Annotated in this window: 29 protein-coding genes and 1 pseudogene; 6 read left to right on the forward strand and 24 right to left on the reverse strand. The window is 62.8% G+C overall.

Annotated features, from left to right (window positions below; translation table 11 throughout):
- Nucleotides 1-268: 268 nt before the first annotated feature.
- The 6 genes from mobF to AruPA_RS16245 form a co-directional block, all read right to left on the reverse strand.
- Nucleotides 269-3478, reverse strand: a complete 3210-nt coding sequence (gene mobF / locus AruPA_RS16220) for a MobF family relaxase (RefSeq protein WP_265637813.1) — start codon at nucleotides 3476-3478, stop codon at nucleotides 269-271.
- Complete coding sequence (locus AruPA_RS16225; RefSeq protein WP_265637814.1) at nucleotides 3475-3849, reverse strand: hypothetical protein; 375 nt, start codon at nucleotides 3847-3849, stop codon at nucleotides 3475-3477. The genes mobF and AruPA_RS16225 overlap by 4 nt, the downstream gene beginning before the upstream one ends.
- Nucleotides 3846-5723, reverse strand: a complete 1878-nt coding sequence (locus AruPA_RS16230; RefSeq protein ID WP_265637815.1) for a Bro-N domain-containing protein — start codon at nucleotides 5721-5723, stop codon at nucleotides 3846-3848. The genes AruPA_RS16225 and AruPA_RS16230 overlap by 4 nt, the downstream gene beginning before the upstream one ends.
- Before the next feature lie 709 nt (nucleotides 5724-6432).
- Nucleotides 6433-7068 carry a DUF4326 domain-containing protein gene (locus tag AruPA_RS16235; protein WP_265637816.1) on the reverse strand — a complete coding sequence of 212 codons (636 nt, stop codon included), beginning with the start codon at nucleotides 7066-7068 and terminating at the stop codon, nucleotides 6433-6435.
- Nucleotides 7069-7446: 378 nt separating this feature from the next.
- A complete protein-coding gene (locus AruPA_RS16240; RefSeq protein ID WP_265637817.1) occupies nucleotides 7447-7626 on the reverse strand; it encodes a hypothetical protein in 180 nt (59 codons plus the stop codon).
- Between the two features lie 445 nt (nucleotides 7627-8071).
- Entirely contained in the window at nucleotides 8072-8665 is a 594-nt protein-coding gene (locus tag AruPA_RS16245; RefSeq protein WP_265637818.1) for a hypothetical protein, read from the reverse strand.
- Nucleotides 8666-9593: 928 nt separating this feature from the next.
- On the opposite strand from AruPA_RS16245, the gene AruPA_RS16250 reads away from it, so the two are divergent.
- Complete coding sequence (locus AruPA_RS16250; protein WP_265637820.1) at nucleotides 9594-10289, forward strand: creatininase family protein; 696 nt, start codon at nucleotides 9594-9596, stop codon at nucleotides 10287-10289.
- A gap of 40 nt (nucleotides 10290-10329) precedes the next feature.
- Here AruPA_RS16250 and AruPA_RS16255 read toward each other — a convergent pair whose 3' ends face one another.
- The 4 genes from AruPA_RS16255 to AruPA_RS16270 form a co-directional block, all read right to left on the reverse strand.
- Nucleotides 10330-10836 (reverse strand): hypothetical protein, encoded by a 507-nt coding sequence (locus AruPA_RS16255; protein WP_265637822.1) that lies wholly within the window; start codon nucleotides 10834-10836, stop codon nucleotides 10330-10332.
- 10 nt (nucleotides 10837-10846) lie between these two features.
- The gene (locus AruPA_RS16260; RefSeq protein ID WP_265637824.1) at nucleotides 10847-11239 is read right to left on the reverse strand and encodes a hypothetical protein; all 393 of its coding nucleotides are present in this window, start codon (nucleotides 11237-11239) and stop codon (nucleotides 10847-10849) included.
- Entirely contained in the window at nucleotides 11239-11457 is a 219-nt protein-coding gene (locus AruPA_RS16265) for a hypothetical protein (RefSeq protein WP_265637825.1), read from the reverse strand. The genes AruPA_RS16260 and AruPA_RS16265 overlap by 1 nt, the downstream gene beginning before the upstream one ends.
- A gap of 604 nt (nucleotides 11458-12061) precedes the next feature.
- Nucleotides 12062-12505: a hypothetical protein gene (locus tag AruPA_RS16270; RefSeq protein ID WP_265637826.1), complete on the reverse strand. Its 444-nt coding sequence runs from the start codon at nucleotides 12503-12505 to the stop codon at nucleotides 12062-12064.
- A 293-nt stretch (nucleotides 12506-12798) separates the two neighbouring features.
- Between AruPA_RS16270 and AruPA_RS16275 the strand changes: the two genes are divergently transcribed.
- Together AruPA_RS16275 and AruPA_RS16280 are read left to right on the forward strand one after the other, a co-directional pair.
- A complete protein-coding gene (locus AruPA_RS16275) occupies nucleotides 12799-13083 on the forward strand; it encodes a hypothetical protein (protein ID WP_265637827.1) in 285 nt (94 codons plus the stop codon).
- Entirely contained in the window at nucleotides 13083-13790 is a 708-nt protein-coding gene (locus AruPA_RS16280) for an SOS response-associated peptidase (RefSeq protein WP_265637828.1), read from the forward strand. Before AruPA_RS16275 ends, AruPA_RS16280 begins: the two co-directional genes overlap by 1 nt.
- A 66-nt stretch (nucleotides 13791-13856) precedes the next feature.
- On the opposite strand, the gene AruPA_RS16285 is transcribed toward AruPA_RS16280, so the two are convergent.
- A complete protein-coding gene (locus AruPA_RS16285; protein ID WP_265637829.1) occupies nucleotides 13857-14870 on the reverse strand; it encodes a DUF3991 and TOPRIM domain-containing protein in 1014 nt (337 codons plus the stop codon).
- Between the two features lie 412 nt (nucleotides 14871-15282).
- On the opposite strand from AruPA_RS16285, the gene AruPA_RS16290 reads away from it, so the two are divergent.
- Nucleotides 15283-15831 carry a ProQ/FINO family protein gene (locus AruPA_RS16290; protein WP_265637848.1) on the forward strand — a complete coding sequence of 183 codons (549 nt, stop codon included), beginning with the start codon at nucleotides 15283-15285 and terminating at the stop codon, nucleotides 15829-15831.
- Here AruPA_RS16290 and AruPA_RS16295 read toward each other — a convergent pair whose 3' ends face one another.
- The 3 genes from AruPA_RS16295 to ssb (AruPA_RS16305) are packed head-to-tail and all read right to left on the reverse strand — an operon-like array spanning nucleotide 15832 to nucleotide 17509.
- A complete protein-coding gene (locus AruPA_RS16295; RefSeq protein ID WP_265637830.1) occupies nucleotides 15832-16068 on the reverse strand; it encodes a hypothetical protein in 237 nt (78 codons plus the stop codon). It abuts the gene before it with no gap.
- A 24-nt stretch (nucleotides 16069-16092) separates the two neighbouring features.
- Nucleotides 16093-16965: a hypothetical protein gene (locus AruPA_RS16300; protein ID WP_265637831.1), complete on the reverse strand. Its 873-nt coding sequence runs from the start codon at nucleotides 16963-16965 to the stop codon at nucleotides 16093-16095.
- A gap of 55 nt (nucleotides 16966-17020) precedes the next feature.
- A complete protein-coding gene (ssb, locus tag AruPA_RS16305; RefSeq protein WP_265637832.1) occupies nucleotides 17021-17509 on the reverse strand; it encodes a single-stranded DNA-binding protein in 489 nt (162 codons plus the stop codon).
- 165 nt (nucleotides 17510-17674) lie between these two features.
- On the opposite strand from ssb (AruPA_RS16305), the gene AruPA_RS16310 reads away from it, so the two are divergent.
- Complete coding sequence (locus AruPA_RS16310; protein ID WP_265637833.1) at nucleotides 17675-18067, forward strand: heme-binding protein; 393 nt, start codon at nucleotides 17675-17677, stop codon at nucleotides 18065-18067.
- Between the two features lie 125 nt (nucleotides 18068-18192).
- Here the strand turns inward: AruPA_RS16310 and AruPA_RS16315 are convergent, their stop codons facing one another.
- From AruPA_RS16315 to AruPA_RS16330, 4 genes and pseudogenes are all read right to left on the reverse strand, one after another.
- Entirely contained in the window at nucleotides 18193-18420 is a 228-nt protein-coding gene (locus AruPA_RS16315) for a hypothetical protein (protein ID WP_265637834.1), read from the reverse strand.
- Between the two features lie 120 nt (nucleotides 18421-18540).
- Nucleotides 18541-18789, reverse strand: a pseudogene (locus AruPA_RS16320) (phosphoadenosine phosphosulfate reductase family protein); the annotation flags it as partial.
- Nucleotides 18790-18840: 51 nt separating this feature from the next.
- Nucleotides 18841-21267, reverse strand: a complete 2427-nt coding sequence (locus AruPA_RS16325) for a YbcC family protein (RefSeq protein ID WP_265637835.1) — start codon at nucleotides 21265-21267, stop codon at nucleotides 18841-18843.
- Nucleotides 21268-21285: 18 nt separating this feature from the next.
- The gene (locus AruPA_RS16330; RefSeq protein ID WP_265637836.1) at nucleotides 21286-22845 is read right to left on the reverse strand and encodes a proton-conducting transporter membrane subunit; all 1560 of its coding nucleotides are present in this window, start codon (nucleotides 22843-22845) and stop codon (nucleotides 21286-21288) included.
- A gap of 107 nt (nucleotides 22846-22952) precedes the next feature.
- Between AruPA_RS16330 and AruPA_RS16335 the strand changes: the two genes are divergently transcribed.
- Nucleotides 22953-23834 carry a LysR family transcriptional regulator gene (locus tag AruPA_RS16335; RefSeq protein WP_265637837.1) on the forward strand — a complete coding sequence of 294 codons (882 nt, stop codon included), beginning with the start codon at nucleotides 22953-22955 and terminating at the stop codon, nucleotides 23832-23834.
- A gap of 44 nt (nucleotides 23835-23878) precedes the next feature.
- Here AruPA_RS16335 and AruPA_RS16340 read toward each other — a convergent pair whose 3' ends face one another.
- The 6 genes from AruPA_RS16340 to ssb (AruPA_RS16365) all read right to left on the reverse strand — a co-directional run bounded on the left by AruPA_RS16340 (nucleotide 23879) and on the right by ssb (AruPA_RS16365) (nucleotide 26272).
- Nucleotides 23879-24310, reverse strand: a complete 432-nt coding sequence (locus AruPA_RS16340) for a hypothetical protein (RefSeq protein ID WP_265637839.1) — start codon at nucleotides 24308-24310, stop codon at nucleotides 23879-23881.
- 118 nt (nucleotides 24311-24428) lie between these two features.
- Nucleotides 24429-24842 carry a hypothetical protein gene (locus AruPA_RS16345; protein WP_265637840.1) on the reverse strand — a complete coding sequence of 138 codons (414 nt, stop codon included), beginning with the start codon at nucleotides 24840-24842 and terminating at the stop codon, nucleotides 24429-24431.
- A 40-nt stretch (nucleotides 24843-24882) separates the two neighbouring features.
- Nucleotides 24883-25098, reverse strand: a complete 216-nt coding sequence (locus tag AruPA_RS16350) for a hypothetical protein (protein WP_265637841.1) — start codon at nucleotides 25096-25098, stop codon at nucleotides 24883-24885.
- Nucleotides 25080-25343: a hypothetical protein gene (locus AruPA_RS16355; RefSeq protein ID WP_265637842.1), complete on the reverse strand. Its 264-nt coding sequence runs from the start codon at nucleotides 25341-25343 to the stop codon at nucleotides 25080-25082. Before AruPA_RS16355 ends, AruPA_RS16350 begins: the two co-directional genes overlap by 19 nt.
- A gap of 105 nt (nucleotides 25344-25448) precedes the next feature.
- Nucleotides 25449-25700, reverse strand: a complete 252-nt coding sequence (locus AruPA_RS16360; RefSeq protein ID WP_265637844.1) for a hypothetical protein — start codon at nucleotides 25698-25700, stop codon at nucleotides 25449-25451.
- A gap of 98 nt (nucleotides 25701-25798) precedes the next feature.
- Nucleotides 25799-26272 (reverse strand): single-stranded DNA-binding protein, encoded by a 474-nt coding sequence (gene ssb, locus AruPA_RS16365; protein ID WP_265637845.1) that lies wholly within the window; start codon nucleotides 26270-26272, stop codon nucleotides 25799-25801.
- Nucleotides 26273-26788: the final 516 nt, after the last annotated feature.

Raw genomic sequence — 26788 nt, forward strand, 5'->3', positions numbered from 1 at the left:
CCTGGGCCGCCTTCCTTGGGAAGGATTGGCGGGGCTTACATCACGGTGGACACCATGTGGACATCACGACGGAAAAGCGAAAGGCCGCCTTGCGGCGGCCTTCTCATAACGCTCTAATTTCCTTGAGGAAATTTGGAGCGGGCGAAGGGATTCGAACCCTCGACCCCAACCTTGGCAAGGTTGTGGTCTTATGTTCACTTTCATTTCGAAAGAGGGATGCGCCTGCGTTCGGTATAGATTGTCTAGTCGGTCTGCGAAAGTGTTGGTATCATTGGGGTGTCGGCCCATTCGAAGAGAAGCGTCGACCAGCCAGGTCGGCTTGGACGCCGAAGGCAAGGTTTTGCAACGTTTCTGGAAATTTGTCCAACGCGGGGATGAACCGCCTTTCGATGTCAGTTCCGAGTCTTTCTTGCCTCTCGAGTGTCTCCCGAAATGCGGACGCCTGATCCCTGAAGGCTTCAAGGCATAGATCGCTTCGGCGGCGCGCCATGTTATTCCGGCTGATGCGCCTGCCGTTCTGTTCCGCCATCTCGAAATGATGGCGCAGCCGGAACAGCGTGGTCGTTTGCCGGACGTCGCTGTCCTCGCGATCCGCCTGCTCCACATCGCTCGCATTCGCTTTGGCAGGGTGATCAGCCATATCGGCGGCAACCCGGCTCCAAAGATCTTCGATCGTGATCGGTTTGTTGTCGCCCAGGGCGCGGCCCAGCTTGATCGATTCCATCACCGCCGCCTCGGAGATCATCGTAAAGGATTGCCTGACGTGCCGGCTTTCGGCGGTGTACCCTTTGAAGGAGGTGATGCCGCTGCTGCCGCGGGGCAGGGCGTTGATATGCTCGTCGGACGTGACCCCCTGAGCGCTGTCGATGGTCAAAGCGTGGCCGTGACCGAGCATGACCCGCCCGGAAGCCTGGTCGGTCAGAAAATCCCACGGCACGAAGGCGCGGCGCCGCTTCATTCCCTCGAGGACCAATCCTTCCGACCTTCGCTCGATTACGTTCACGATCGTACCATTGTTGCCGATCGCCACCGTGCCGCGCGACCGACCATTTCGTTGGGGCGCGTCGACCGGGGTGCCCCTGACGCGTCGGAACAACCTGAGCTTATCGCCTGTCGCGATCGGTAGGTCATGATGTTCGCCTTTGCCGTCTCCTGTCGGCATGATCGCCGGCACGATGATTTCATCCTGTGCGACCTCGCCTCGTGCCTTCAGGCGTTCACGTACGGAGCGGCTGATATTGCCGGCGTCCTCGTTGGTGAGGGCGGAGATCGTGATCCCCCGGCGTGCGCCGGTCGCGCGCAGAATATCCCGCCGTTCGATGTAGAAATCCGCGATGCGCTGCACGACCTGATCGTAATCACCGCCGACCAGGCGCGCCGTCCCGTCCTCGCGTTTCATCGTCAGGGCTTTCGCCGCCATGCCGTCTCGGAACAGGGTGGCGATCTGGCGTTCCCGCACGGAGTTCTGGCGGATCGTGGTGTCGATGTAGGGAAGGCTATCGGGCGGCAGGATCTCCTTCAGCAGCTTGATGGTGTTGCCGGCATCGATCGTCTGAACCTGTTCGGGATCGCCGATGCCTTTGATGACCATGCCGGTACGTGCTTGCAATTCGAGGAGTTTCAGGAAGGGTTTCGGGCCGATCTGGCTGATCTCGTCGAGGATGAGCACCGTTTTGTCGTTGACCGCCAGTTCGCCCCGCTCGATCGCGCCGAGGAACGGGGTCAGCGCCATGCAACCGCCGGCCATCAAGCCGGCTCTATCGACGGATCGTTCGATGCCGGCGTCGGCGAGGGCGTCCGCCTGCCGCCAGGCGGTGGCCACACCGAACACCGATCGCCCATCCTCTTTGTAAGCCTGCACGAGTGGCGCCAGCAGGGCGGTCTTGCCGGAACCCGCCACTCCGATGAGGATCGAAAGATCGCCTCCGGTGCCAAGGGCGTACATGGCCGCGATCTGCGCCTTCGCTTGCTCTGGTTCACTGGTCAGATCGAGGTCTGAGCTGGCGATCGCGCTCTGGATCGCTGCCGTTGTCAGCGCGCCGGCGCGACTCGATGCAGCACTCCGCGCCCGTTCCATCAGCGCCTCCTCAAGTCTGAGTTGGGCGGAGTGGGTCACCCGCAGGGGCGAGGGCGTCTTTTCGGCGGGCTTGCCGGGAATTTCCTTCATCTCCCGGCCGACGATCAGTTCCGATTGGACGCCTTTGACCTCAATCCCCCGGTCGATCAGCAGGTTCACCACTTCATCGATATCGTGCGGCCCCCTGATACCGGTGCCGATAAACCCGCGCGCGGCGTGAATGCGCAGTTTCTCGAAATCCAGAACGGCCGCGGTCCGGAACTCGATCTCGAGGTGGCGGGCTGCATGGGCGTAGGCGCGTTCGTATCGTTCGATCGCAGGTTGGGATGACACCGGGCGGTCGGGATCCATCATCGGCTCCGGCGTCCAGCCGATCGCCTCGGCCTGCGCGCGCCATGATGCACGGTCATCCGCATCGCCGGTCTTCTTCAGCCGGGCGGTGAACTCGGCCGCCTGCAGCATCGCGTATTTCCGGTCGGCGGGCAGGCTTTCCCAATCCTCCCCGTGGTCCGCTGCATAGGCCTTGGCGTTGCGCTCGACCGACTTGCGGCCCTTGGAGAAAGTGTCGACCGCGATCTGCGGGATGCCGGCGATCGTGACCGCCTGCTCGCGGGCGTCCATGCCTGTTTCGAACCCGAGATTGCGCAGATAGCCGCCGAGCCGGGCCTGGAAATAGGCACCGAATTCATGGACGCGGCTGTGCAGCCGGTTGGTGTCGAGCGACCCCGCACGCCCCTCATCCGTCAACACGAAATTCAGCAGGACGTTATGGATGTGCTCATGCGGATCGCCGGGGATGGGAATATCGGCAAGGTAGGTGACGCCTTTCGTCTTGTCCTCGATGTGGACGGTGGGCCGGGCGGTATGGTGATAGAAAGAAATCCAGGCGACATCGCCGGGATCGGCGCCGTCTCCGCCGCCCTTGCCCTTGCGGGCCCAGCCTAATTCTTCTCCGACGAACCGCATCGTGTCGTCATTGGCCAGCATGATCGCGTAGCGAACCGCCTCGCGTTCGGCTGCGGTCGTGCCGAACTCCGCCGCAAGGGCCACCGACTTATGCGGCGCGATCGTCAGATCGTAGCCGCTGATCTCGCGCTTGTGGCCGGCCCATGCCTCGCCGGTGTCTGCGCGCTTCCCTTCGAACAGGTGGGCGAGTGCCGCGTTGCTTGGGCCTTTCATCCGGTCGATGCCGAGGGAGGCAGCAATCTCGGGTGAGATGTCCGGGCCCCAGGAGGCCCTAGTGTCCCGACCGGTGTAGTAGTTAGTCATCCGGCCGCCGCTATCGACCTGTCCGCGCAGATCCTCGATGGTCTTGGGCGCGGGATCGGGGGTGTTTTCGGTGAAATACTGCATGATCAGTTGGCCGTTGCTGTCGGCCATGATCTTGCGGAACGAGATCATGCGTCTTCCCGTCCGTTCGCGTGCGGCTCGGCGCCATGCCGATTGGCACGGAGGTATTCGTCCCCGCCCTGGCCGTTTCCATCCCTCAGCATACGCAGGACGGTAGCCGGGACATTCTCGCCGAGGCTGGTGACGGACACGAGGAGTGCGCGGATCATCGCGGTCTGTCGGTCGATCCGGTTCATCAACTCCTTGATGAGGTCGTTCGAGGCGTTCTTGTCGTCCTCGCCCCGGAGCATGGTCAGGATCGCGATCAGGATCTCGCCGTGCTGCTGCTGCCGCTGGTTCATCGCGAGCAGGAGGGCCCCGAGATCACCCGCCGACTCATTGGCCGCCCGGTCAGGCGCCCCCGGATGAGGCAGATCGCTCATTGTCCGGGATCCCGTTTCGCAGGTTCGGTACCAGCGCTATCGTCGTCGGCTGGCCGGGTATCGTTTTCTTCCGGTATCGTAGCCTCTGGATTAGCCTGCTTCCGGGGCTTCCGTGAAATCTCAGATTTCAGCAGTTCGACTGACGGGTCAAAACAACTCGAGAGTCTGACCATCTCCGCGTCTCGTTGGATAAGACGCATCTCCTTGGCGAGGTGCTTGGCCGGCAAGACAAGGCGGTTCAGGACATAACTGGTGCTGGAGAGGATGAACGTACTGAGCGGCCAGTCGAAATCGAGGATATTTTCGAGAAGTTCGGACTCGGGCGGCGCAAATCGCGAGGGCCCCCGCCGTCCATATTTGGGCATCATCTTTCCGAAATAGAGGATGACCAATTGCATGATCCCGATCAGCTGATAATTGATCAAGCTCTGCAACGGCCAGTAGCGGGCACCGATCGCCCCTTCCTGTTTGTAGGCGACGAAGACTTCATCCTCACGCCCCTCGAACATCGATGTGACCAGTTTCGACAGATCGCTCGCCTTGGCCGGCGCATGAAGGCGCGATCGGGCACCGGCGCCGACGAACATCCCGGTGCGCCTGATTTCCGGCAGGACGGTGCCGGTAACCCAGGTCTTGAATGCTTCTGTTTCCGGCACCTTGCGGGTGAAAACGACCCGGTAGAGCGCGCATTCGTTGATGAAGTAGAGCTTCTGCGGGCCACCGTTCGTCGGCAGTTTCTCGACTCGCACGTCCTGGTCGTCAACGAGGTTCAGCAGTTTGTCGGTTCCGGAGTATCGCAGCGCGTCGCTGACATCCTTGGCGCTAAGCCAGAGCAGGTGGTTGTCTTCGAAAGCACGGATCGGGCTATCCTGGAAGCTGAATTCCCTGATCCTCTGGCCGGACTCGGTGGTTGAGGCGAGCCTCGCCTGGACATCTTCGATATCAAGCGCGACCAGGCTGTTCTGAACGCCGCGTCGCCTTGCGGCACCCTGCTGCATCCTGGAAAACTCGGCTTCGAAGTCGGCGAGGCGGTCATGGTTGAGGGTCATTTTGCCGCTCTCGTCCTCAGTGAAGAACCCCGCCTGCCGGAGCCGCGTCAGGCTTTGCGGTTCCAGGCGCTCTTTCGTGAACGCCCATCTCGTCTTGAGAGACACAGCCTCCTGTGCCTGTTCGCTCGGGGGCAGGACCGTGTTGCAGAGGACATCCTCGAGACCGGGTAACAATGCCACGGCGCTCATCAAACCGAAGTCATGATAATCAGCTGCCGAAAGCGTCTCGACGGAAATGTACTGGAACATCCCCTCGTGGGAAAAGTTCGTGCTGGCACGATGCAGAAACAGATAAAAGAGATCCCGAAGGGTCCGCTCCAGGGTCGTGAGGAAAGAATATTTCTTCCATTCGACGAGCTGGAACCTCCCGTCGATCATGGCCCCGACGTACAACCCATCGTGCTGGGTCCGTAGCATCGAGACGATTGCCCCCTGAATATCTGAGGGTGTGTGGCTCTCCTCTCCCAAAGCCGCGAAGCTACCCGTCCGGCGGACCTCCGGGAGAACGGTATGCGTCACCCATCGACTGAATTCCTTTGCGACCGGACGATCGCTGTGGAAGATTGCGATGTAGAGGCCTGCTTCACTCGTGAAATTCACCAGCTTCTGGCCTCGGGGTGTCAGGCGCGTTTCTTTACGCACCTGCTGTCGGTCGACCATCTTCAACATGTCGTCTGGGCTTCGATATCCCAGGATGCTGGCAATAGCTTTTGCGTCCACCCATAACACTCCATTCTCCTGAAATACCTGAATGGGCTGCTTGTTGAACTGAATGGTTACGATCGGCCGCTCTGCGGTCGTCCTATTCTGAGCTCTCGTCGGCATCGGATATCCCTCAATTGGCAATGGTGCATTGCTCCGCCACGATGGCGAATGAGACCAGCCGACGTCGGAAAGATGAAAACCGGAACGGGGAAACGGCCCCGCACCGAGAGCGGAATAGTAACAAGCGCGTGAACGGTCAGCTCGCGCTATAACCTTACCTGCACCTGATCGCCCAACAATCTGCAGGAACGATGGATAATCACATCTGATATAGGTATCGGAAATGGGCGCTTCTGACGCGCCTCCTTTGAAAACTGCTAAAACAAGTCGTTTCGCATCCGGAATCGGGTGCAATGGTGTATGGAAAGTAAATAATGAAATTATATTGCTGAGAGAATGGGCGGCGTGACTGATGCGTGATCAGGGCGTTAGCCGTGTGTGAGGGGGGTAAACTGTGATCGGCTTGGGCCGCGATGCTGTGGCGCTGGCGTGCCAGTGTGGCATGGGTGGCACGGCGCGGGGCGCGTGAGCGCTGACGGCACCATAGTGCCGGGGCTGCGCGGAGAGCAATCGAAAGTCGGCTGGTGGGTCTCCGTGCTGTGGCTATGCTGGTATATTTCACGCAAATGTGATGATCCGGGCTGCCGGTGATTGTGACCGGGCGAGTGCGGGCGTCCTGCGGATGAACGCAAAGGGGCGGCTCTGATGCCGCCCTTGTCCGGTCATGGTTGGGGGAGGGTGGGGCGGCTGATGCCGCCCCGTGGTGGTGTCAGTGTGCCACCCGCATTTGCTTCCACCATGCGATGCGGTCGTCGCGGCTGGCATTGGCCAGTTTCAAGAGGATGTGGCCATGGCAGGGGAGTGGGGGTGGGCAGTAGCAAACGAGATCGCGGCCTTTGAGTTCGTCGATCGTGCGCAAGAGTTCGTTTTGCCGGGAGAGCCAATATTCATGTTTGGCGGTCACGTCCTCGCGGCTGCCATCGCGGCCGATCACGAACGGGTTGCCCCATTTCGATCCCCTGCCGATGTAGACCGCATCGGCGGGGAGTTGGCGGGCGTAGGTCTTTTTATTCAGAACGCGGTAGGTGCGGGTCGGTTGGAGGGGGGTGCGCTCGGTCTGGGGTTGTGCGGCTCGATCTGCGGCGAGGGCGTAGGTTTCGAGGTCGAGATAGCGTTCGGTGGCGTTCAAGTCCTGCCATTCGAGGATATCAACGGGCGACCATTCCGGGCGTTCTGCCGGGGGGAGGCCATGGGCGGCGCGGTCGGCATCAAGGCGGGCGTAGATCGCTTCGATCTCGCGCAGTTCTGATCTTTTCAACCGGGCGCGGGCGAGGCGGCGGAGGTAGTGTTCTTGTGCTTCATAGGGGCGATGGCTGCGGGGGGCGGTTTCTGTCGAAAGGCTCATTTCTGCTATCCTTATGATAATATTGGGGAAAAGGGTTCACCCCTTTTCCCCTGCCTCGCGGCGAGCGCAGGGGAGAGGGATAAAATGCATGCGTGAATGGTCGGGCTGCGGCAGACGCGGGCCTCTTGGGGCCTGCGGATGACGCGGCCCTGCCACTTCTAAGGATGCGTTTTAAGGGAGAGGGCCTGCAGCCCTCTCCCTGCTTTCTTTCTTCCCGGCGGTGGTGTGGCGCGGTGATTGGGGTTGGTCATGAGGGAGCCACACTGTTTCCCCAGCCGGTGGCTTCACCGAGCTTGCACTCGCCTTTCCCTGCTGGTCCGGGCATTTTGCTGTGGAACGGCAAAAGGGCCGAACCCTTTTCGGGTCCGGCCCTCTCGATCAGTAGGGGATCTGATCCTCCGGGATGTCTCCGGGAAGGCTGGGGCGGCTCCAGACCACGTCCGTCTCGGGTCCGTGGGCGGTGTGGCGTGTCTCGATATACTCGATCTCGAAGCCGCCCGAGGTCATGCGGCGGCCGTCGTGGCGGGTCAGGCGGTCAGTTGTGCGAACGTATACCATCGGGGTTATCCCTTTCTGCATCAGCGGAATTGCTGATGATCAGCGGGAAAGCCGGCCTTCGTGGTGGCTCAACCCTGAAGCTACGCGAGCGCGCGAGGTCGGGTTGCGGAAGACGCGGGCCTCTTGGGGCCTGCGGATTCCGCAACCTGGCCTTGCGGTAGCTGGCGTGGCTGAACCGCGCTCTTGCGCGGCGCCCGAAGGGCGGGGTTGAACCAGCACGACCTTGGCCGGCTTTATAATTGAGAGACCAGCAGAAGAGCCAAGGCACTGGCGGACGAACAACCGGCGGTGATCGGGCGCATCTGGTGGGAGGGTGATGACGAAACTGGCCCCGCGTTTCTTTCCGGTTGCCCGTTCGTGAGGTGAGGCAAGAACCGGTCACTGCCATCCTGAGACAAGGAAAAGGGCGGAGACCTTGCGGTCTCCGCCCCTGAGGCTGTCCGGGTCAGGCTCCGAAGGCACCCAACTCGACGTCAGCCGCCTGCCGCTGGACGTTGCGGGACGATGCACCCGAGGGAGAGTAGGGTTTCCAGTCCGTGCCGATGACGGTTTCGTAGGCGTCGATGGCTCCGGTGACGGCGGCCATGAGGGCGTAGGCGTTGAGGCCAGCCTTGGCCGCGAACTCCCGGGCCCGTGCTGCTCTGCTGTCGAAGCCGAGAACCGGATCGCGATCCTCGTCGCGGTGGTCGTTGGCGAGCTTGGCGGTCTCCATGCGGGCGTCGCTGACCTTCGCGCTGTAGAAGGTGGCCGCCCCATGGGCGGACCGGACGAAGGCGTTGACGATGCGATCGAGGTGGATCCGCAGCGCCTTTTCATCGAGATGGGCTTCCAGCGCCCGGGCCGAGAGACCGATCTGTTGTTCGGTGCTGGCGCGGATGCTTTCGAAGTCGACGGGATCGAGGGCGAAGGTGGAGCTGATCTTGTCGGCCTGATTGTGCGTGGGGGCGATCATCCGGATCGTCTCGAGGGTGATCGGCGTTTCACCGCGCGGGGTGCGGGTGGTGGCGGGAGCGTTCTTCGTGGTTTTCGTCTTCGACATCTGACTGATCTCTCTACAAAGCCGGGGGATCGCAGGCACCTTGCCTGCTCTACCGCCGCGGTGCCGATCTGAAGGCCGGGCATAGAGACCTGAGGCATACCCCTGAGGGCCGGCTGGCGCGGGCAGCGACGCGTTCTATACGCGTCGCAACACGGGCCGGCCCGAACCGCAGGCGCTTCGCCCGTCATGACAGGCGCGCACCAGGCGCGCCTGGACGGCGAAGCGGGGGTTGCCGCTGGTCTCGCCCGGCCTAGATCGGGCACCTCGCGCGGCGGGAAGCAGGCAATTGTCAGCGATCCCGTGCGATGTGCGGAGAGATCGGCGATGGCGGGGCAGAGACCCCGGACGTCTCCCGCATCCTGCACATTCCGCGCGTTGACCGGAATCACCAATGACGGCCGCAGATCGGATCCCACGCTCGGCCGGGAAGTCCGCACCCACGCTGCCCGGATCGCGACTGAAGATCTCCGCGCCGGTAACGGGCGAGCGGACGCGATGGGCTGGCGGGGGATGAGCCTGTCTCGCATGATGCGGCTGGCATCCACCGGTGCAATCCGAACGCTGCTCCGGTTCGCTGGCGCGGACCACCGACAGAGCGGAGGTCATCCGAGGCGGGCGAGACGCCGAACCGCTGTAACACCGCGACCGGTCGGTGACGGTCTCGGATCGACGGAGACGCCGGGCCGTGATCGAGCGGCTGGCTGACCTTGCCATGCCCGTGGCAGTCGCGACAAAGCCAACGCCGCCGAACCGCAATGGACCGGCATGGGAGCCGCACCCCGGGTGCTTGTCGTCTCACGCGCGGGTGGCTGGTGCCCGTCAGAGATGATCCGCCGGGGTGATCACGCGCAGACTTTGGGGCGGGAATTCGTTGCGGAATCCCCCTTGTCCTGGTATTGTTCGCGCCGTGGAAACAAGAGATTTCGCGATGCTCGTTCGTGACTGCAACTGGCTGCAGATCGAAGACTACCTCAAACAGGACGACCGCGCGGCCCTGCCCATCGGCTGCACCGAGCAGCATGCGTTCCTGAGCCTCGCGACCGACAGCATCCTCGCTGAGCGGGTCGCGCAGGAAGCCGCCGAACCACTCGGCGTGCCGGTCTTTCCAGCCATCACCTATGGCATCACGCCCTATTTCATGGCCTTCCCCGGCACAGTGAGCCTGCGGGTCGAAACCATGCTCGCTTTGGTACGCGACATTCTGGACGGGCTTGATCACCAGGGCTTCCGGCGCATCCTTCTGGTCAACGGCCACGGCGGCAATGCCGTCCTACGCGACTTCGTGGCGGAGTGGGGTGCAGACCATCCACGCTGCAGCGTGAAATTCCATAACTGGTGGAATGCGCCGCTGACAGCGGGGAAAGTGTTAGCTCTCGACCCGCTCGCGACCCACGCCTCCTGGATGGAGAATTTTCCCTGGACCCGGCTCGGCAACGATCCCTCACCCGACTCCGTCAAGCCCGCCGTCCCGCAGATCGGCGGCCGCAACCCCGAAGCCGTCCGGCACCAGATCGGCGACGGCAATTTCGGCGGTCGCTATCGGCGCCCGGATGACGAGATGCTGGCCGTCTGGCAGGTCGCGGTCGAAGAAACCCGCGCCCTGCTCACCACCGGCTGGCCCTGACCCATGCGGCGCGGCGCCCGTGCTGCCCCTGGCGCCCGGCTTAAAACGGGATATCATTCTCCAATACCGCCTCTTTCCGATCGTATTCCGCCTGATATTTCTGGTGGAATTGATCGAACCGTTCGATCACATCACTGATGGTTCGGGATATCCTGCGGGACGTTACATCGTCCTCGTCGTAGTAAAAAAGGTGGTCGGCCTCGTCCCGTGATATCCCGAAATATTTGCCTATTGCATCCCAACCTGTCGTTATTTCGCCAGTGGAGAGATTCCGGTAAAAGGGAACCGGCATGCCATGATCTTCTAATATCCCCATCCGCAACCCTTGCTTCTGATGCCATGGGTCCTGTGTCATCCAGCCGACAGCACAGCCGACCGTGCCACATTCATGGCTCGGGTTGCCCGAATCCAGTTCCGGTTCTCCTTCCCATTCAGCATCGATGAGTTGGCTCAACCATAGCCCCAGGCTGAAGGGTTTATCCGCCTGCTGGATCTCGCGCAGCACCCGGAGACCTTCTGTCATCCGGGTGAGATGAATTTTCTCCATTGGGCTGCTCCTATGACCAACCGATGTGGGTGGCACCTATAGCGCGGCTTTCGCGTGCCATGACGGCAAGCTGGTGCAGGCGTTTCTGGACATAGCCCTCCACACGCCCGCCGATGATAATCGCCATGCCGTAGCCGGTCTGGCTGGTGCGGACGTCCATCGCGGGCGAGGGGCGATCGATCGATCCGCGCAGCGCGCGGGTCGTGCGATCAAGGAAGTCATCGATCGGAACCGGGACGTCGCTGACGCTCGTCTCCGGGAAACCAAGTTGCTCCAGCACATCAAGCGCATTTGCGTTGCACATGTTGATGCTGAACCGGTCATCGTCGGTGTCGCAGCCTGCCGGGATGCGCCAGATGTTTTCGGCCGCGTTGAACACATACGGCATGAAGTCGATGCTCATCACACGGCCTCCGGGAACAGGGTGGCGAGGCTGGTGCCGGTGACTTCGATCTTGCCGATGCCATCACCGCTGATCGCGTAGCCCCGACCCATCTCGGGATGTCGGCCAATCCAGTATTGGGCGTATTCCCGGGCCGGTTCGATCGTATCGAACTCGCGGGTCTCGCTGTGGCGATCCACCGAGCTGTAGCGGACCTTGATGCGGGTTTGGTCTGTCATCGTTGTGTTCCTTTCGATGTCATCTTCTGTTTGAAGACCCCATCGAGCGGCCGCCGGCTGGGCGGGCGGGCAAGGGCGCGGTCTGGCCCCACTTGGGGGGCCAGCCGCGGGAACTGAGCCACGCGCAGCCTGCCCCTTGGCAGGCGAGCATGGCGAAACCCTTGCCGGCCCGGCCGGCCGGTGGCAGTGATGATGTTGTTTCCTATTGGTTATTGATTATCGATCAACTTTTTCTTTGCTGACTGCCGTTCTGCCGGGTGATCGGCTGGTTTATCTGGCATTCAGGGTTTGCTGCGACGGATGATTGCTCCGTGCATTGCGTAGCGTCTGATATATTAACGAACCGTAGCGTCCTGTCAGAATAGTTCCGAAAATTTCTTGCGCCGGCGATTCCGGGAGATCGGCGACCTGCCCGTTGGAAGCTCCGACACAATCGTGGCCTACCCGGAATGCTGTGCCGGGAAAGACGTTGTTCAATGCGTCCAGTATGGACGCGTCGATACGACCGGCGAGTATTCGGTCTCCATTCCGTCCGGGAGCAGTTCAGCCTTGCCCGGACGGAATGCTGGAATGGGACCGGGCTCGGTGGCGACGTGTGGCCCGATCAGGGGAACACGCCGACGCGTGATCCGATCCGACGGCCGGTTTCATCCTTCAGGGCCGGATCCGGATCGTCGGCGATGCCGAGCGTCGCGGTCTCGGCCGTGATCCGCCCCGCGAAGCGAAGCGTGCGGCCGACCTGATCGAGCTTGTCGATCGGGAAGGGCACGAGATCCAGCACCCGACAGGATGGCCACTGGCGGATGACGATGGTGTTGCACACCGCGTCGAGCGACCAGGTGATATATCCGGCCAGCGCGCTGTTGGAGACGTCGGCACGGATCAGGCGAAGCAGCGCCAGTTCGGCAGGCGATTCTGGCGCATCCAGCATGGCGCGAAAGGCCTCCGTCGTGCGGACGATGGGTGCTTTGTTATTCCGACCGACGTGGGACGCAAGGAGGGCGGTCGGTGTCGGGTGTAGCGCGACCACATTGTAGGTGCTGCTCATTTTCTGATCCTTGATCATGGGGTTATCTTCTTCCTGAAGACAACCATCGCGCGGCCGCGGCCTGACCGGCCGGGCAAGGGCGCGCGCCTCTACCGGCGCGCGGGCCGCCCTATGCGGCCTTCACCCTTGCCGGGACGGGCAGGGCCGTGGCAGGCGGACATGGACTCTGATTGACTGGTCGGGGTCAGGTGAATGAATCGGCCCGATTGCCTGTCAATATTCACTGTCCGCCTAAGCGGCGGTGTATCGGTGGTCTGCTATATGACGTGGTTTGTTTACGATGAGGTGTTTCAATGGCGCTGGACGGCACCAAACCCGCTGGGCTCGGTCATCGCTGGACCGAGGCCGAGGACCGCATTCTCTATGAGGGGTTTCTCTTCAACGAGAAGCCAAGGACCATCAGCGTAAGATGCGGCAGGAGCCTCTCCGCGATCCGCCAGCGCCTGATCCGTCTTGACCTGATCGACGGCCAGGGGGTGCGCAACAACAACCCGCCGCTGTTCGATCAGATCCGTGCCACGTTTCATGCCAACGCGGTATCGGGTGGCGGCGAACCTGCCGCTGAGACCGATTCCTAATGTGCGGCAGGATCGCCCAGAGCTTCCCTGACGGATCGCTGGATCGCCTGATTGGCACCCCCGGTGCGAAAATTCCTCGCTCATTGCGATGGAACGTCTCACCCGGTCAGAGTGTCATTGCGGTACACCAAGGCGACGGTCGCGAGCGGCAGTTCTGCATGCCGGAGTGGGGCTTCGTGGCACCCTGGGAGAAGGTTGCCGAACTCGCGCGGATCAAACCGATCAATGCCAAAGCGGAGACCGTGGCGGCAAGCAAGCTATTCGGCAGCTCGTTCAAATCGCGCCGCTGTCTGGTGCCGGTGCGCTGCTGGTATGAATGGAAACCGGTCGCTCCCGGCCTGAAGCAACCCTATGCGCTCGGCCGCACTGACGCCGAGCCGATCACGCTGGGCGGGATCATCTCGTTACGCCGGCCCCATCGGGATTTTCCGGTGGAACTGTCGCTGGCGATCATCACCACGCCGGCACCTGAATCGCTCGCGGATATCCATACTCGGGCGCCGCTGGTGATCGGCGAGGCGGATTGGTCGATCTGGCTTGGCGAGGTTTCGGGGGATCCGTCCGGTATTCTCGAGCGAAACACGGCAGGAGTGATGGACGCGTGGCCCGTCTCCTGCGCGGTCAATCGCACGGTAACCGATGGTCCTGGTTTGGTCGAGCCGGTGGAAATCGAAGCCGCGGCGATAACGACTGAGGGCAATGCATGAGGAATGAGGCGGTTGCGGCCGTGAAGGCTGTGATCGCCATTGGCCTCGTCATCCGCGCGGGGCAAATCATTCCACGCGGGTTCTCGTCAGGGCTTCGTTCCAGTCCTTTGCTGCGCCGGGCGGCCGCAACCGTTCGATGGTTACGGCGATCGATGTGATCGTCGCCTCGATCCGTGCGGCATGGTGATCCCCGGCCGCATCGGCATCGGTGGCGATGACCAGAGTGCCGCCGGCGGATCCTAGCTCCCCGACCAGCTGACAAAGGGCGGTGACGGTGCCCGGCCCCAGCCCGCCGGTGGTGGCGACATAGATCGTGTCCGTCCGGCTTGGCTCAAGGGCGGCGAGGCTCAAGGCGTCGATCGGTGCTTCGGTCACCGCGACCCGCCGGGGATATCCGGTCGTGCCGCCGGGCGCGAACCGGAATAGGCTCTTCTGTCCGCCGCGGAGAACTCCCCGGTAACCCGGGCCGCGCGCCTCGATGCCGGTCAATCTGCCCTCGTGGTCCCGATGGGCGAACCAGGCGCAGCCGAACCCGCCGGCCCGGATGCAATCCTGTGCCGCGGCAGCGGCGAGCATGGTGGCGGGCAGATGCCGTTCGCGGGTGAGATAGCCCCAGGCTTTCGTCGAGGGGCGCAGCGAGGGCTTCGCCTGCCAGCGGATCAATGGAGAGATCGTCTCGATCCGATCCGCCGTTGAGCCGGCGACAGCGACCGGTCCTGACGGGGCGATGCCGGCGATCGCGCGGAGCGTCTGGCGGACATGGCCGAAGTTGCGATCCGGATGGAGGAACTGGATCAGGGTGAAGCAATCGCCTTTCTCCGCTCCGAGTGGGTTCCACCAGCCCTTGTCGTCATGGTTGACGATCAGGATTTCGCCGGAGCCGCGGCGGTATTTCACGGCGCGTCGGGAACTTTCGGCGGGATCGATCTGCCATCCTTCGCGTTCGAGGATGAGGGCACAGGAGACGGTTCGCCGCAGCAGATCGACTTCACTGGCGTCGTTGTCACGGTTGCCCCGCCGGTTGTCGGATCGCTGGCCGGGCAGGGGTGGATATCTGGTGGTGTCGGTGGTTGAGATCATGGCGAAGCTCCTGGTCTGGGTTCATCGACGAAAGGCGGTCACGCCTTTCGGCGGACGCCACGCGGCGAGATGCGGGAGGGGTGGGTGAAGCGCAGGCGGGCGGAGCCGGGTTGCGAGCGCGCGGGGCTTTGCCCCGGCGCGGTGAGCGACGCTGCCCCGCTGTAGGCTGCGCTTCATGGAGGGGAGGGCGGCGCTCTCCACTCCTTCAGGCGCGCGTCGGCGCGATCAGGGAGACCGGGTCATCGGAGATTGGTGGTTGTCGAAATCGTTGGGCGTTGTGGGGGTGATCGCCCGAAGACTGGTCAGGTCTGTGATCGGCCCGCTCTTGCGGCTGATCGTGTGGTGTGCAGAAATCGGGAGATTGCAGGTTCCGACGCGTATGGCCGGACCCGTTTGATGAGGTGAGGTGACGATGGCGTGGCAGTGGCGGACGCTCGATCGGGATAAATGGAACGAGGCGAGCGAGCTGCTCGACATCGTTGCGGCCCGCTATCCCGTGCTCGTCGCGCGTCCAGCCAAGCCGCTGGCGATCGGGACGGGCGATCGGCTCAAGACAATGCGAGCCGAGGTTGGGCTGACCGAAGAGCAGGCGGACCTTGTGCTGGTGCGGGTCACGAGGACATCGAGCTATCTTGCCGCACTGGCGCGGGGTGGTCCGCGCTATGACCTCGAGGGTGAGATTGCCGGTGAGGTCAGTGAGGCGGAGCGGAAGGCAGCCGGGGCGGTGCTTGCCGCCCGGCGCGCGCGCCGGCGCGCGCGGATCGATGCCGACAACGCGTGTCGATCCGCAGAGAGTGACCAGGCGAATGACGCCGGCGAGGGTTCAGCAGAAGCGGCTGACGCAACCGAAGTGCGTGGTGCCGAGGCGGGCAAAGCTGCCGATGCGGTGGATGCTGGCGGGGCAACCCAGGCCGGCGCGGTGAGTGACGCGGGCGGCTCGGACGATCGGGCCGCGGCCTGATCATACCGGGTCGTGGTAGTGGCGCTCGATCCGCTCCAGATGGTCTCGGTGCTGGCGTTCCTCGACCTGAAGCTTCGGGGTATCGACAACGATGCGCGACCAATACCGGCCGCGTTCGTCGTACACAAAGCCAAGGTGATCGAGATCGATACCTGAGGGGCGATTCCCTTTCGTGCGGGTGATGACGCATCTGAAGCCCTCGCAGTCGAATTCGTCGCGGGGTTTGAGCACGGCCATGTTCCTCTCCTTTCATGTGTCGGATCATGGGCCGATGGTGTTCATCGGGTCGGTGTGGGTGGGGTAGGGGCCGCCGGCGCGGAGCGTGGCTGCGAGGGATTTGCGGCTGGCATGTGAGCCGAGGGTGAAGGCGTAGACGTGGTTGCCGGGATGTTGCACGGCCCGGAATGGCCCCTCGCGCAGCGCGCGGCTCACGTAGGCGGCGTCGGGTTCGCCGATCGCCCGGATCGGCGCGCCGTGATGACGGAGTTGCTCGTAGGTATAGGCGGCACCGTTGCCGCCGGTGCGCAGTTTGGACAGGGCGCGATCGGAGAGGCTCGTGCCGTCAGGCGCGAGCCAGATCCGGCGTTCGGTGGCGCGACCGAGGTAGAGAGCCGATTTTTCTCGGTAAATCCCCCCGTAATGGCCGTTGAAGCGGACGGTGCCGCGGGCATCCGTGCGCGGCACCGGATCGGAATATGCCAGAACGAGGGGGTATTTCGGTCGGCGGTGCTCGTCCTGATGCTCGGCCGCGAGCAGTTTCAGCGCGCGGCGGAGCGTCCAGGTTTCGGCATTGCCGCCGACGCGGTCGGCGAGGAGGAAGCGGCCGAGGTCGCAGAAGGGAGTTGTCCCGGCACCATAGGCTGCGGCGGCTTTCGCCTGGACGGGAACGGAGAAGACCACGACGCCGACCAGCAATGGTTGCTGCCAACCGGTACGTTCGAAAAGCCCGTAGCAGGCCAGGGCGACGGGGAAGGTGCCAGAGTAGTGGTGAGCCAGGACGAAATCCTTGGCGACCCTTGTGTGGGGCAGGGGGGCTACCTCGTAGCAGCGCGGGTCGAACGGCTCGCGCTGCGGTCGCCAGGTTGTGCTGCGGTGTGACCACCGCTGTGCGATGGTCCGCAGGTCGATGACCATGACAGTTCTCCAATGAAAAGACGCCCCGGTCGCACCGGGGCGTCTGGTCTGAATTTCAGTCGACGCACGGGGCGAACGGGATTTCATCGTCGAGATCGGCACCTGCGCCGGGTGTGAAGCCACCCATGACCCCGGCGGTCTCGCGCGGACGGGGGGTTGCGGCGCGCTCGCTGCCCTGTTGGCCAGCGCGGTTCGGCGAGCCGAGGAGGATCAGCTGACTGTCGAAGCCACTCAGGACGATTTCGGTCGTGTAGCGTTCGGCCCCAGCCTGATCGACCCATTTCCGGGTTCGCAGCGTGCCTTCCACCAGCACCTTGTCACCCTTCGCGCAGTATTTCTCGATCACCCCGATCAGGCCCTCGTTCCACACCACGATCCGGTGCCATTCGGTGCGTTCCTGCCGGTCGCCGCTGTGCTTGTCGATCCAGCTTTCGCTCGTCGCCAGCGACATCGAGGCGACTTTCCCGCCCGACTGGGTGCTGCGGATTTCGGGGGTCTGACCGAGGTTTCCGATCAGGGTGACGCGATTCATTGATCCAGCCATATTCAGTCTCCTGTTTTCATTTCATCACTCAGGAGGCGGCTGGCCCTTGCCAGCGACGTCCCTCGTGTGCGGTCCAGGAGAACCGGGCCGGGCGGACGGTCAGGGCAGAGGGCGCTCTATCGCGCCCGAACCGCTCTTGGGCGGCGCGAGCCCTGGCGAGCGGCCTTGACCGGCTGGCCGGTCCCGGTTCAGACCGCACAAACACGAGGGCGCGCATGGCAAGAACAGTTGACGACCGCGTCGAAGGCGCATGCGGTCATGGTTTGTTCCATTATGTTCACCATGCCGAGCGCCTTCACGACAATCGAGATGCTTCCCGAGCCCAACGATCCGCGAGTGATATTGCGTTCGCTGCCGGCGACCCGTGTCGCGGTGCTGCGTTTCTCAGGCTTAGCGCGCAGAAGCGAAGTCGAAGCCAAAGACGCGGAACTTCTTGACGCAGTCAGATTTCATCATTTTCAGCCAATCGGACCGGTTACGCTAGCCCAATACAATCCGCCTTGGACGCCTTGGTTCATGTGCCGGAACGAGGTCATGGTCGCTCTGTCGCCCGGTTAACCAGCGGTCCACCCGGGCAAGCCGGCCTGCTCAGCCTTATCTCACGTAATGGCAGGTTCATAACTCAGCGATCAGCATGGGGTTTGGCCTGGTTCCTGGGGTGTCCTGTTGGCTCTGATCGGAACCTACTTAGCAAACATCCCGGTAATCAGGGCCTCTGACCGTTTCCGCAGAACGAGATTGAGGATTTCGAGGTCGTTGAGCACGGCTATGGGGTCGAGCGGCAATGCCTCCTGCAAAGCCGTCTTCAACCAATCACTCATGCCGGTATGTTCGAGGATGAAAGCAATGTGCGCGTCAGCCTCGAACTGAGGGTCATGCTCAGAAGTACCTTCTACTACACTTTCAACCATTGGCCTCACTCCTATGATAATTTGGCGCATCGCCGCCTAGGGATTGCATCCATCGCATTGCCCGGGATCTGCCGTCGTCTGATCGCAAGCCGGTTGCTCAAGCCTGTGACCACATGATCGGCCGTGCTTGCTGGCGAAAGCGTCTCGAAATTCGATCAGCGATCGGAATTCCCAGGTCGAGTCGACGTGGAGCAAGGGAAATGGTGGCGTACCCGGATAGAAGGCGCGGATGGCGAGATGCGCCATCACCGTCGAGTCCTTTCCGGCCGAGAACAGCATCACCGGCTTTCGCGCCTCTGCAACCACTTCACGGATGATGTGGATTGCCTCTGATTCCAACGCGGCAAGATGGTTTGGGGCTCGGGTCATGACCTTGGCTCCCGACCGGAATTGACGCCGAAGGGCTGGCGGGGCATGGCGTCAGACCGCCATTTCTAGAGGCAGCGATGCGTGAGAGGCGTCGCGGTCTCCCGTCGCCGACCATTTGAGATCGCCCGCATAACGCCAGGCCATGCGCCCAGCCTCGTCCAAGGCGAACAGGTGCAGCCAGCCATTGTCGAACAAGGCGCGAACGCCGGCGTGCCGGCTAAGGAGCTCCGACATCGCTTGGCGCGGCGCCTCGATGCAGACTGTCAGGCGCAGCGGATCGTGCGCATAGCGCTCGCCGTCATGCACCGATTGCCAGGGCAGGCCGACGCGCAAAAGCCCGCCATTGCCCTCAACCACACCGATCCCGCCGGTGATGTTGTGCAAGAGCTTGTTGCCGCCCCCGAAAACATCCGGCGCGACGGTCGAGCCATAGTACTGCAGGCTGATCCAGCTCGCCACGACGACCGGAGCCGTCAGGATCAGCTCGAGAACGCCGAAGCTCTTGTCCTGCTTCCAATCGTAGTCATGCAAGAAGGCCCGGCCTTGCAGACTCTTGCCGACCGTCCGCCTGCGCGGGGCGGCGATGAAGGCTTGGCATCCGGCGAGCGCCCATTCGGGTCGGATCTCGGACCAGTCGCGGCTCCTGCGATGAAGAGCGGCCTCGCTTGCGGCCCGCGGCAAGCGAAGGGCGCGTTCGGTCCGGGCGATCTTACCCGCCGAAGCCAGCCAGGTTCTCGCTTGCTCGAAGTCGACCCTGTGGTCGGCGAAGGGATGATCCTCGTGATAGAGGGTAACGTCGTCCGTGGTGGTGTCGTGGAGCGCCGCCACGAACAGCGTGTCGTCCGGAATTTCGACTCCATTCCGCGAGAGCCCCTCTCTCACTTCAGCATCGTTCAGCAGCGAGGCCAGCAGCCGAGCGTTGACCTCTCCGGAATAGCCGCCGCAGGCTCCGCAATGCAGGGCGCTGGCATGAGGATTGTTGACGACGTTGGCGCCGTGACCGGCCAGCAGCACCAGCCGCGCGAAATCGCGGGTCAGGGACATCGCCCGAAGCACGGTCTCCGCGGTCTTGATCTTGGCCGCCGCATCTAATGCCGGATCAAGCCGAGGCGGCGGGTCGCTTGGCGGTCGAGCGTCCCGCAGGCCCAACGCATCGGTAAGGAGCTTGCCTACATAGACGGGACCTGTCGCCTCGACGAAGGCGAAAGATGAGACGGCGGCGAGCTTGAACCGGCCCCAGGCGCGCTTTGCGCGTGCCTTGAACCGCGAGGCCTGGTCCTTTGCATGGACGTCGGCTCCGCCAGAGCACGACCTGAGCGCGGGATTGAGCAGAACCGGCAGGCGCCTTTCTTCTACGTCCGAGGCGAAACGCCGGTGCGCGGTGGTCAAACCGAAAAAGCCCGCGAAGCCCATAGTCTGGATCCGGGGATCGAGGCTTTCCAGCGCCCGGCGGAACACCTCCGAACGAACATCGATGCAAAATGCGGCCTGGAGCGCGGGGCGGTCATTGAGCGCTTGCGGTGCGTCTCCCGCCAGTAACTGCGCCAAAGCCCGCTGCGCGGAACGTTCGGCGGCCTCCTGCAGGATGGCGTCGATGGTGCCATCGCGTGTCGGCGCAACGGGCGCCGCATGTGCCGTCCGCACGCTGGCCCAAGCATCGGCGATCACGGCGCCGTAGCGCAGAAAGAGCGCTTCTTCCCAGATCAGCCGGATGGCAAGAAAATCGGTGATTGTCTCATCCGCGCCCCCGGCGAGTTCGGCCTGCCATAGCGCGTAGCGGGCGTACTGCGCCCAGCCGCCGAGCGTCATGAGCATCTGGTGGAAGTAGGTCTCAGCGGCGTCCGCCTCCAATCCTAGCCGGGCCACGATCCGTTCGACCACCGCCGGAGCGGTTTCCGGGGCCTCCGTTACATGAAGGGCGAAGTTGGACAGCCCGGCGATTTCGGGAGTGAGGTCGTGGGTGGCGATTGCCCGCCAGGCGGCATAGGCGCTCTTGCCTCTCGGTGCGCGCCACAGCGCCTGTCCTTCATCGAAATAGCCGGCGGCCCAGGCTCCGAAGCGTTCGGCGATGATCCCAGGCCAATCAACGCCAGATGCGCGCGCAGCAAGATCGGCGATGGTCGCAAGAGCTTTTGGCGGCGGCGTTGCTACGCTGGCCTCGGCTTTGAGAGCCGAGACATCGACTGCCATCGACCCGATTGGCGCGTTCGCGATTGCCGCATCGAGATCAGCATCGCTGATCGCGCCCGTTCCGATTTTCTGAACATACCAGTTCCGGGGCATGGTTACGGCGGCGCCAGCGACCCTTGCGAGCCGCGCGCCGACCTTGGTGAGGGGTTCGTCGGTTTGCCCAAGAAACGGATTGACCGCGACGCTGGAAGCCAGAGGCCAGGCTGGCGGCACCGCGCGGGCGGCGCGATCCATGGCCAGCGTCAACGCTTGCGGGGCGGGCCAGGTCGAGAGGATGTCCGTGGTCATGATTGCTTTCCTGGCAGGTTAGGACGGGCTGCGGATGGACCAGGCACCGATCAGCCGGTCGAAGACCGCGTTGGCGTAAAGTCCGTTCGAAAGATGCACGCGCAAGCCAGCGGCCGCGGGGTGGTTGGCCCAGAGGGGAAACATGGCCTGCACGATGGCGACGATGCCGAAGCTTGAGGCCGTCAGTGCGATCAGCGCCCACTCGAGCGGACCAGGCGCCGGCGGCGACGGCAGGACATTCGCGGTGATCGAGGTCGCCGCCCATTGAAGGGCGAAGTAGCCGACCGAGGTCGCCACGGCATAGACGGCCGTGCGCCGTGTCAGCGCCCTGGGCGCCGCATCGGCGAACCCTTGCGCCAGCATGTAGGCGACGCCGAAGATCAATATGGCGCCGAGCGCGATCGCCTGAGGTGACTTGCGTTCGAAGCCGAAGCAAGCCCCGACAAGGACATAGATGGCGAGCGCCGACAGAAAGGCGCGCGCCACGGCGCCGGCCTTTGGCACGGCGACCGGTCCGGGCCTGCGGATCGCAGCCACGCGCTCAACAGCGCCGCCGGAGGCGAGGAAGGAGTGCGCCTTGTAGAGCGAGTGGGCGACGATGTGCAGCAGCGCCAGCGGGAAGAGCGCCAGGCCGCACTCGAAGATCATGAACCCCATCTGGGCCACCGTCGACCAGGCGAGCGAGGTCTTGACCGCAGGCTGGGTCAGCATGACCAGACTGCCGAACAGCGCGGTGAACCCGCCAATCATGACCAGCGCGGCAAGCACGCCGGGCGCCAGCAGCATTACGTCGGCAAAGCGGATCAGCAGAAAGCCGCCGGCATTGATCACGCCGGCGTGGAGGAGCGCCGATACCGGCGTCGGCGTCTCCATCACCTCGGTGAGCCAGCCGTGGGCGGGAAACTGGGCCGACTTCAGCACTGCGGCGATCGCCAGTAAGCCGGCAGCGGCGATGGCGAGCCCTCCACCTAAACCCAATTTCGCAGCGGCAAGAATGGCCCCAACGTCGGACGTCCCGTAAGCGGCGGCCAGCAAGAACGCGCCACCGAGGAGCGCGGCATCGCCAAGCCGCGCGGTGATGAACTTCTTCCGCGCGGCCCGCTGCGCGGCGATGCGCTGCGGATAGAACAGCAGCAGCCTGTGCAGAAACAGGCTGGTGGCGATCCAGGCGATCACCAGCTGGAACAGATTGCCGGCGGTCACGAGCAGCGCCACGGACGCCAATGTCAGGCAAAGCCACCCGGTGAAGGCGCCTTGGCGCGCTTCGCCGTCCAGGTAGGTCCGCGCGTAGCGGACGACGATCCAGCCGACGAACGTCACCAGCACCAACATGGTCGCGCTGACGGCGTCGAGCCTGACCGAAGGACCGAGTCCTTTGAACCCGAGCACGGGACTTTCGACGGCGCCGAAGAGGATCAGGCCCCCGGCTGACAAGATCGCCGCAAGCAACGCGAGGAGCGAAGCGGTTTCGGCCAGTAAGGGGGTGAGTTTCGGCCGCCGACCACGATCGAGGAAGCCGATTGCTCCGGCGAGAAGCAGCGGAACGGGCGCCAACAGCGGCGCGAGGAAATGCTGCACGAGAGCCCCCTTCAAAGACAATGACTGTTCGGGGGCGTTCGTACCCGATCACGAAATCCAAAAATAATTCATTGTTTCGACGAAGCCGTTCGTTTTAATAGAACGATATGAGAGACCTGAACTACAATCACCTACGCTACTTCTGGGTGGTGGCTCACGATGGCAGCCTCACGCGGGCGGCCAAGCGCATGAACCTGTCCCAGTCGGCTCTTTCTGTTCAAATTCAGAAGCTTGAGCACCAGATGAGCCATCCGCTTTTTGAGCGCGTCGGCAGGAAGCTTATTTTGACGGAAGCTGGCCAGATCGCGCTCGAATACGCCGACACGGTGTTCAAGGCCGGCGACGAACTCATGAGCACCCTGCGGGGACAGCCGCTGGCTACCCGTCAGGTTCTCAGCGTCGGCGCGCTAACGACGCTCTCGCGAAATTTCCAGCTCGAATTCCTCCGGCCCTTGGTCGGCCGATCGGATGTCGAATTGATCGTCCGCTCAGGCAACATTCGCGATCTGCTCACGCAATTGGAGGCGCACGCCATCGACGTGGTCCTGGCCAACAGCGCCGCGCCGCGCGACGCTCGCTCGTCTTTGCGCAACCATTTGCTCAACGAGCAGCCCGTGAGTCTCGTTGGCCATCCGCGTCCCGATCGCCGCAAGTTCAAATTTCCCGATGATCTCCGGTCGGAACCAATTCTTTTGCCGAGCCTGGACAGCGATATTCGCGTCGCCTTCGATCGGGTGCTCGAGCTAGCCGGGATAAGACCCATTATCCTGGCCGAAGTCGACGACATGGCGATGCTGCGTCTGCTCGCCCGTGAACGAGAGGGCGTGACCCTCGTGCCTCCAATTGTCGTCCGCGACGAGCTTGAGGCGGGTGTCCTCATCGAGCACTGCCGGATACCCGAGGTCACGGAGACGTTCTACGCCATCGTGCAGAAGCGGCGGTTCCCCAATCGGCTGCTGAGCGAGCTTCTCCCGGTCGGGAAGCTCTAGAATTTCCCCCATGCCGGTGATGATTGGGAGTTCCGATGCGCCGCTCATGCCGCTTTCCTGAGCGAGTGGCGGCGATACCCGCGGTTGAGAAAGCGCTCGACCAGGTGAGCGGCGGGATGATCGGGATAGGTGGGCCATACCCGGTGATGCCCTTCGTCGTCGGCAAGTTGGAGAACGCGGACGGTGACGGTCTGCCGTCTGCCGGTGCGGAGGGATCGGACGATTGCGAGGTCCGAGCGGCCGACGATGTAGAGATTCTCCCATCGGCCGGTGTCGGGATTACGGCGGGCTGCGGTGTAGACGCCATTGAGGAAGGCTTCGACGATCCAGGGGCTTCGGCACATCGGTGCGCCGCGATAGCGATCGCGCCACCAGCCATCATCCTGAATGTAGTAGATGTTGCCGACGGCAATGGTGCCGATGCGCAGCGGGTTGTTCCCGCCCATGAAGCGGGACGCGAAGTATTGGCGAAGCATGGGATTGACCTTTCGGGCATGCGACAATGGCCGGATCAGGCCAGCCTGTCCGGTTCAATCCGTCGCAGAGGGTGTAGGATGTGGTTGGGATCAGCCCCGGAAGGGACGGATCATCGGATCAGTGAAATTTGAGAAGCAGGCCGATGATGGCGAGGCCAAGCGTTCCGAAGCCCAGGATGCTGCCAACAGTCCATCGGAGGTTGGAATTCAACCCCGTTTGCAATTCAGTCCGAACGGACTGGACTTCTGTATGCAGTTCGGTCCGAACTGATTGAACTTCGACGCGAAGGTCGGAGATCGACTTGTCAGTCGCATCGAACTTGGTGGCAATGGCTTTATCGGACGCATCGAACTTGGTAGCGATCGCGCGAAATCCTTCGCGCATTTCCGTGGCCAAGTCGCGAACCATAGCCTTGACCTCGCGGATCTCGTATTTCAGTTCCGCGGTCGAGTGCTCGAGGATGGCAACCCGGGTTTCCATTTCATGAGGGTAGTCTGGGGGGCTTTGTTTTTCAACAGGTGAATCAGGCATGGTCTCTCCTATCACATCGGAGGGTGCGGATGAAGGCACTTCAGATATCGAGAGACATCTGAAGCGCCGATGGTACGGCCATCATACCGCCGCTGCCGAACTCGTAACGGCAGCGTTCAGCGAGAGTTTCGAGCGCCTGGTCGGTCAGGGCATGCAGACCGAGTTCAGCGAGGATGTCGCAAGCGATATTGAACCCCTCATCCTTGTTGCGGGCACAGATCGCCTCGATATCTTCGATCAGCTGGTGGCGGGGCATCGCTCGAGCTCCTCCATTTTCATGTAGGTTTCCTGTCCCAATTCGTGCCTCTTCTGTGCCGCGTCGTAGCCATTGGGCTTCCGGCAGCCTTTGGCGATCGAGACCGAGATGTAGAAGGATTCATCGGGGTGGGTTTGGTGAACCGATTTTCCGAAATCGGCCACCGCGCTTTTTATGTCGTTGACGGTGCCGACCACCTCGATCGTCTTGCGATCAAGGGATTTTCCCATCAGCGCGAGGGTCATGCCGAAGGGGGTCTTACGGCCTGGGATGGTCGAGAGGGTAATGGTGCAGGGCATCGGTTAGTTCCTTTCAGGGGTTACCGCCGGGCATCACCCGGCCGGGGAGAATCAGTCGGCGTCGGCAGTGGAGCGCCCGGAGGTGGTGAAGCCGTAGGCGAACGCGAAATCTGCGCTGTTCTCGATCAGGCGGGCGCCGATCATGGCGGTGGTGCAGAACCGACGCAGATCGCCGGCGGTGATGCGCTGTTCGCCCCACGACATGATGACGTGATGGTCGGGGTAGCGGTTGACGTTCAGCAGATTGGCGAGATGCCGTATTTCGGCTTCGGTCACGAAACCTGGTGCGATGGCGTGAGCCATGGGTGTCTCCTGTCGAGGTCGGGGGAAGAGAGGGGAACGCACGGGCGATCGGCGTGTGGCCGATCGCCCGCTCTGCATGGGTCAGTGGACGGATGAGCCTAAAACGGGATCTCGTCGTCGAGATCGGCACCCGCACCCGGTGTGAAGCCACCTGTGGCTCCGGCGGTCTCGCGCTGACGGGGTGCTGCGGCGCGCTCGCTGCCCTGTTGGCCAGCGCGGTCCGGTGAGCCAAGCAGGATCAGCTGACTGTCGTAGCCGCTCAGGACGATTTCGGTCGTGTAGCGTTCGTTCTCGTTCTGATCGACCCATTTCCGGGTTCGCAGCGTGCCTTCCACCAGCACCTTGTCACCCTTCGCGCAGTATTTCTCGATCACCCCGATCAGGCCCTCGTTCCACACCACGATCCGGTGCCATTCGGTGCGTTCCTGCCGGTCGCCGCTGTGCTTGTCGGTCCAGCTTTCGCTCGTCGCCAGCGACATCGAGGCGACTTTCCCGCCCGACTGGGTGATGCGGATTTCGGGGTCTTGACCGAGGTTTCCGATCAGGGTGACGCGATTCATTGATCCCGCCATATTCAGTCTCCTGTTTTCATTTCATCACTCAGGAGGCGGCTGGCCCTTGCCAGCGATGTCCCTCGTGTGCGGTCCAGGAGAACCGGGCCGGGCGGACGGTCAGGGCAGAGGGCGCTCTATCGCGCCCGAACCGCTTGCGGCGCGAGCTTGCAAAGCGGCCTTGACCGGCTGACCGGTCCCGGTTCAGACTGCACAAACACGAGGGCGCGCATGGCAAGGACAGTTGACGACCGCGCCAAAGGCGCAGTTCGTTGGTTTTAACGTTCGTTTGATATTTTTGATTGTTACGGTTCGTTCGAGTGTAATTTGGTGAGAGGATGATATCTCAGCGCGATCTGCAGGTGCTGGCAGGGGTGGCGGATTATTTTCTGCTGGTTGGTGATTATCTTCGGGGTGCGACCACCGAGGTAACGCACGAAGCGTAAAAAGTGCCGAAGGTCGATTTTGCAGGTGTCGAAACTATACTTCATCTTAATGATTGAATGCCATACTCCGTTCCGGCTTCGGCCCACATAT

Source organism: Acidiphilium sp. PA (assembly GCF_026191915.1).
Taxonomy (GTDB): domain Bacteria; phylum Pseudomonadota; class Alphaproteobacteria; order Acetobacterales; family Acetobacteraceae; genus Acidiphilium.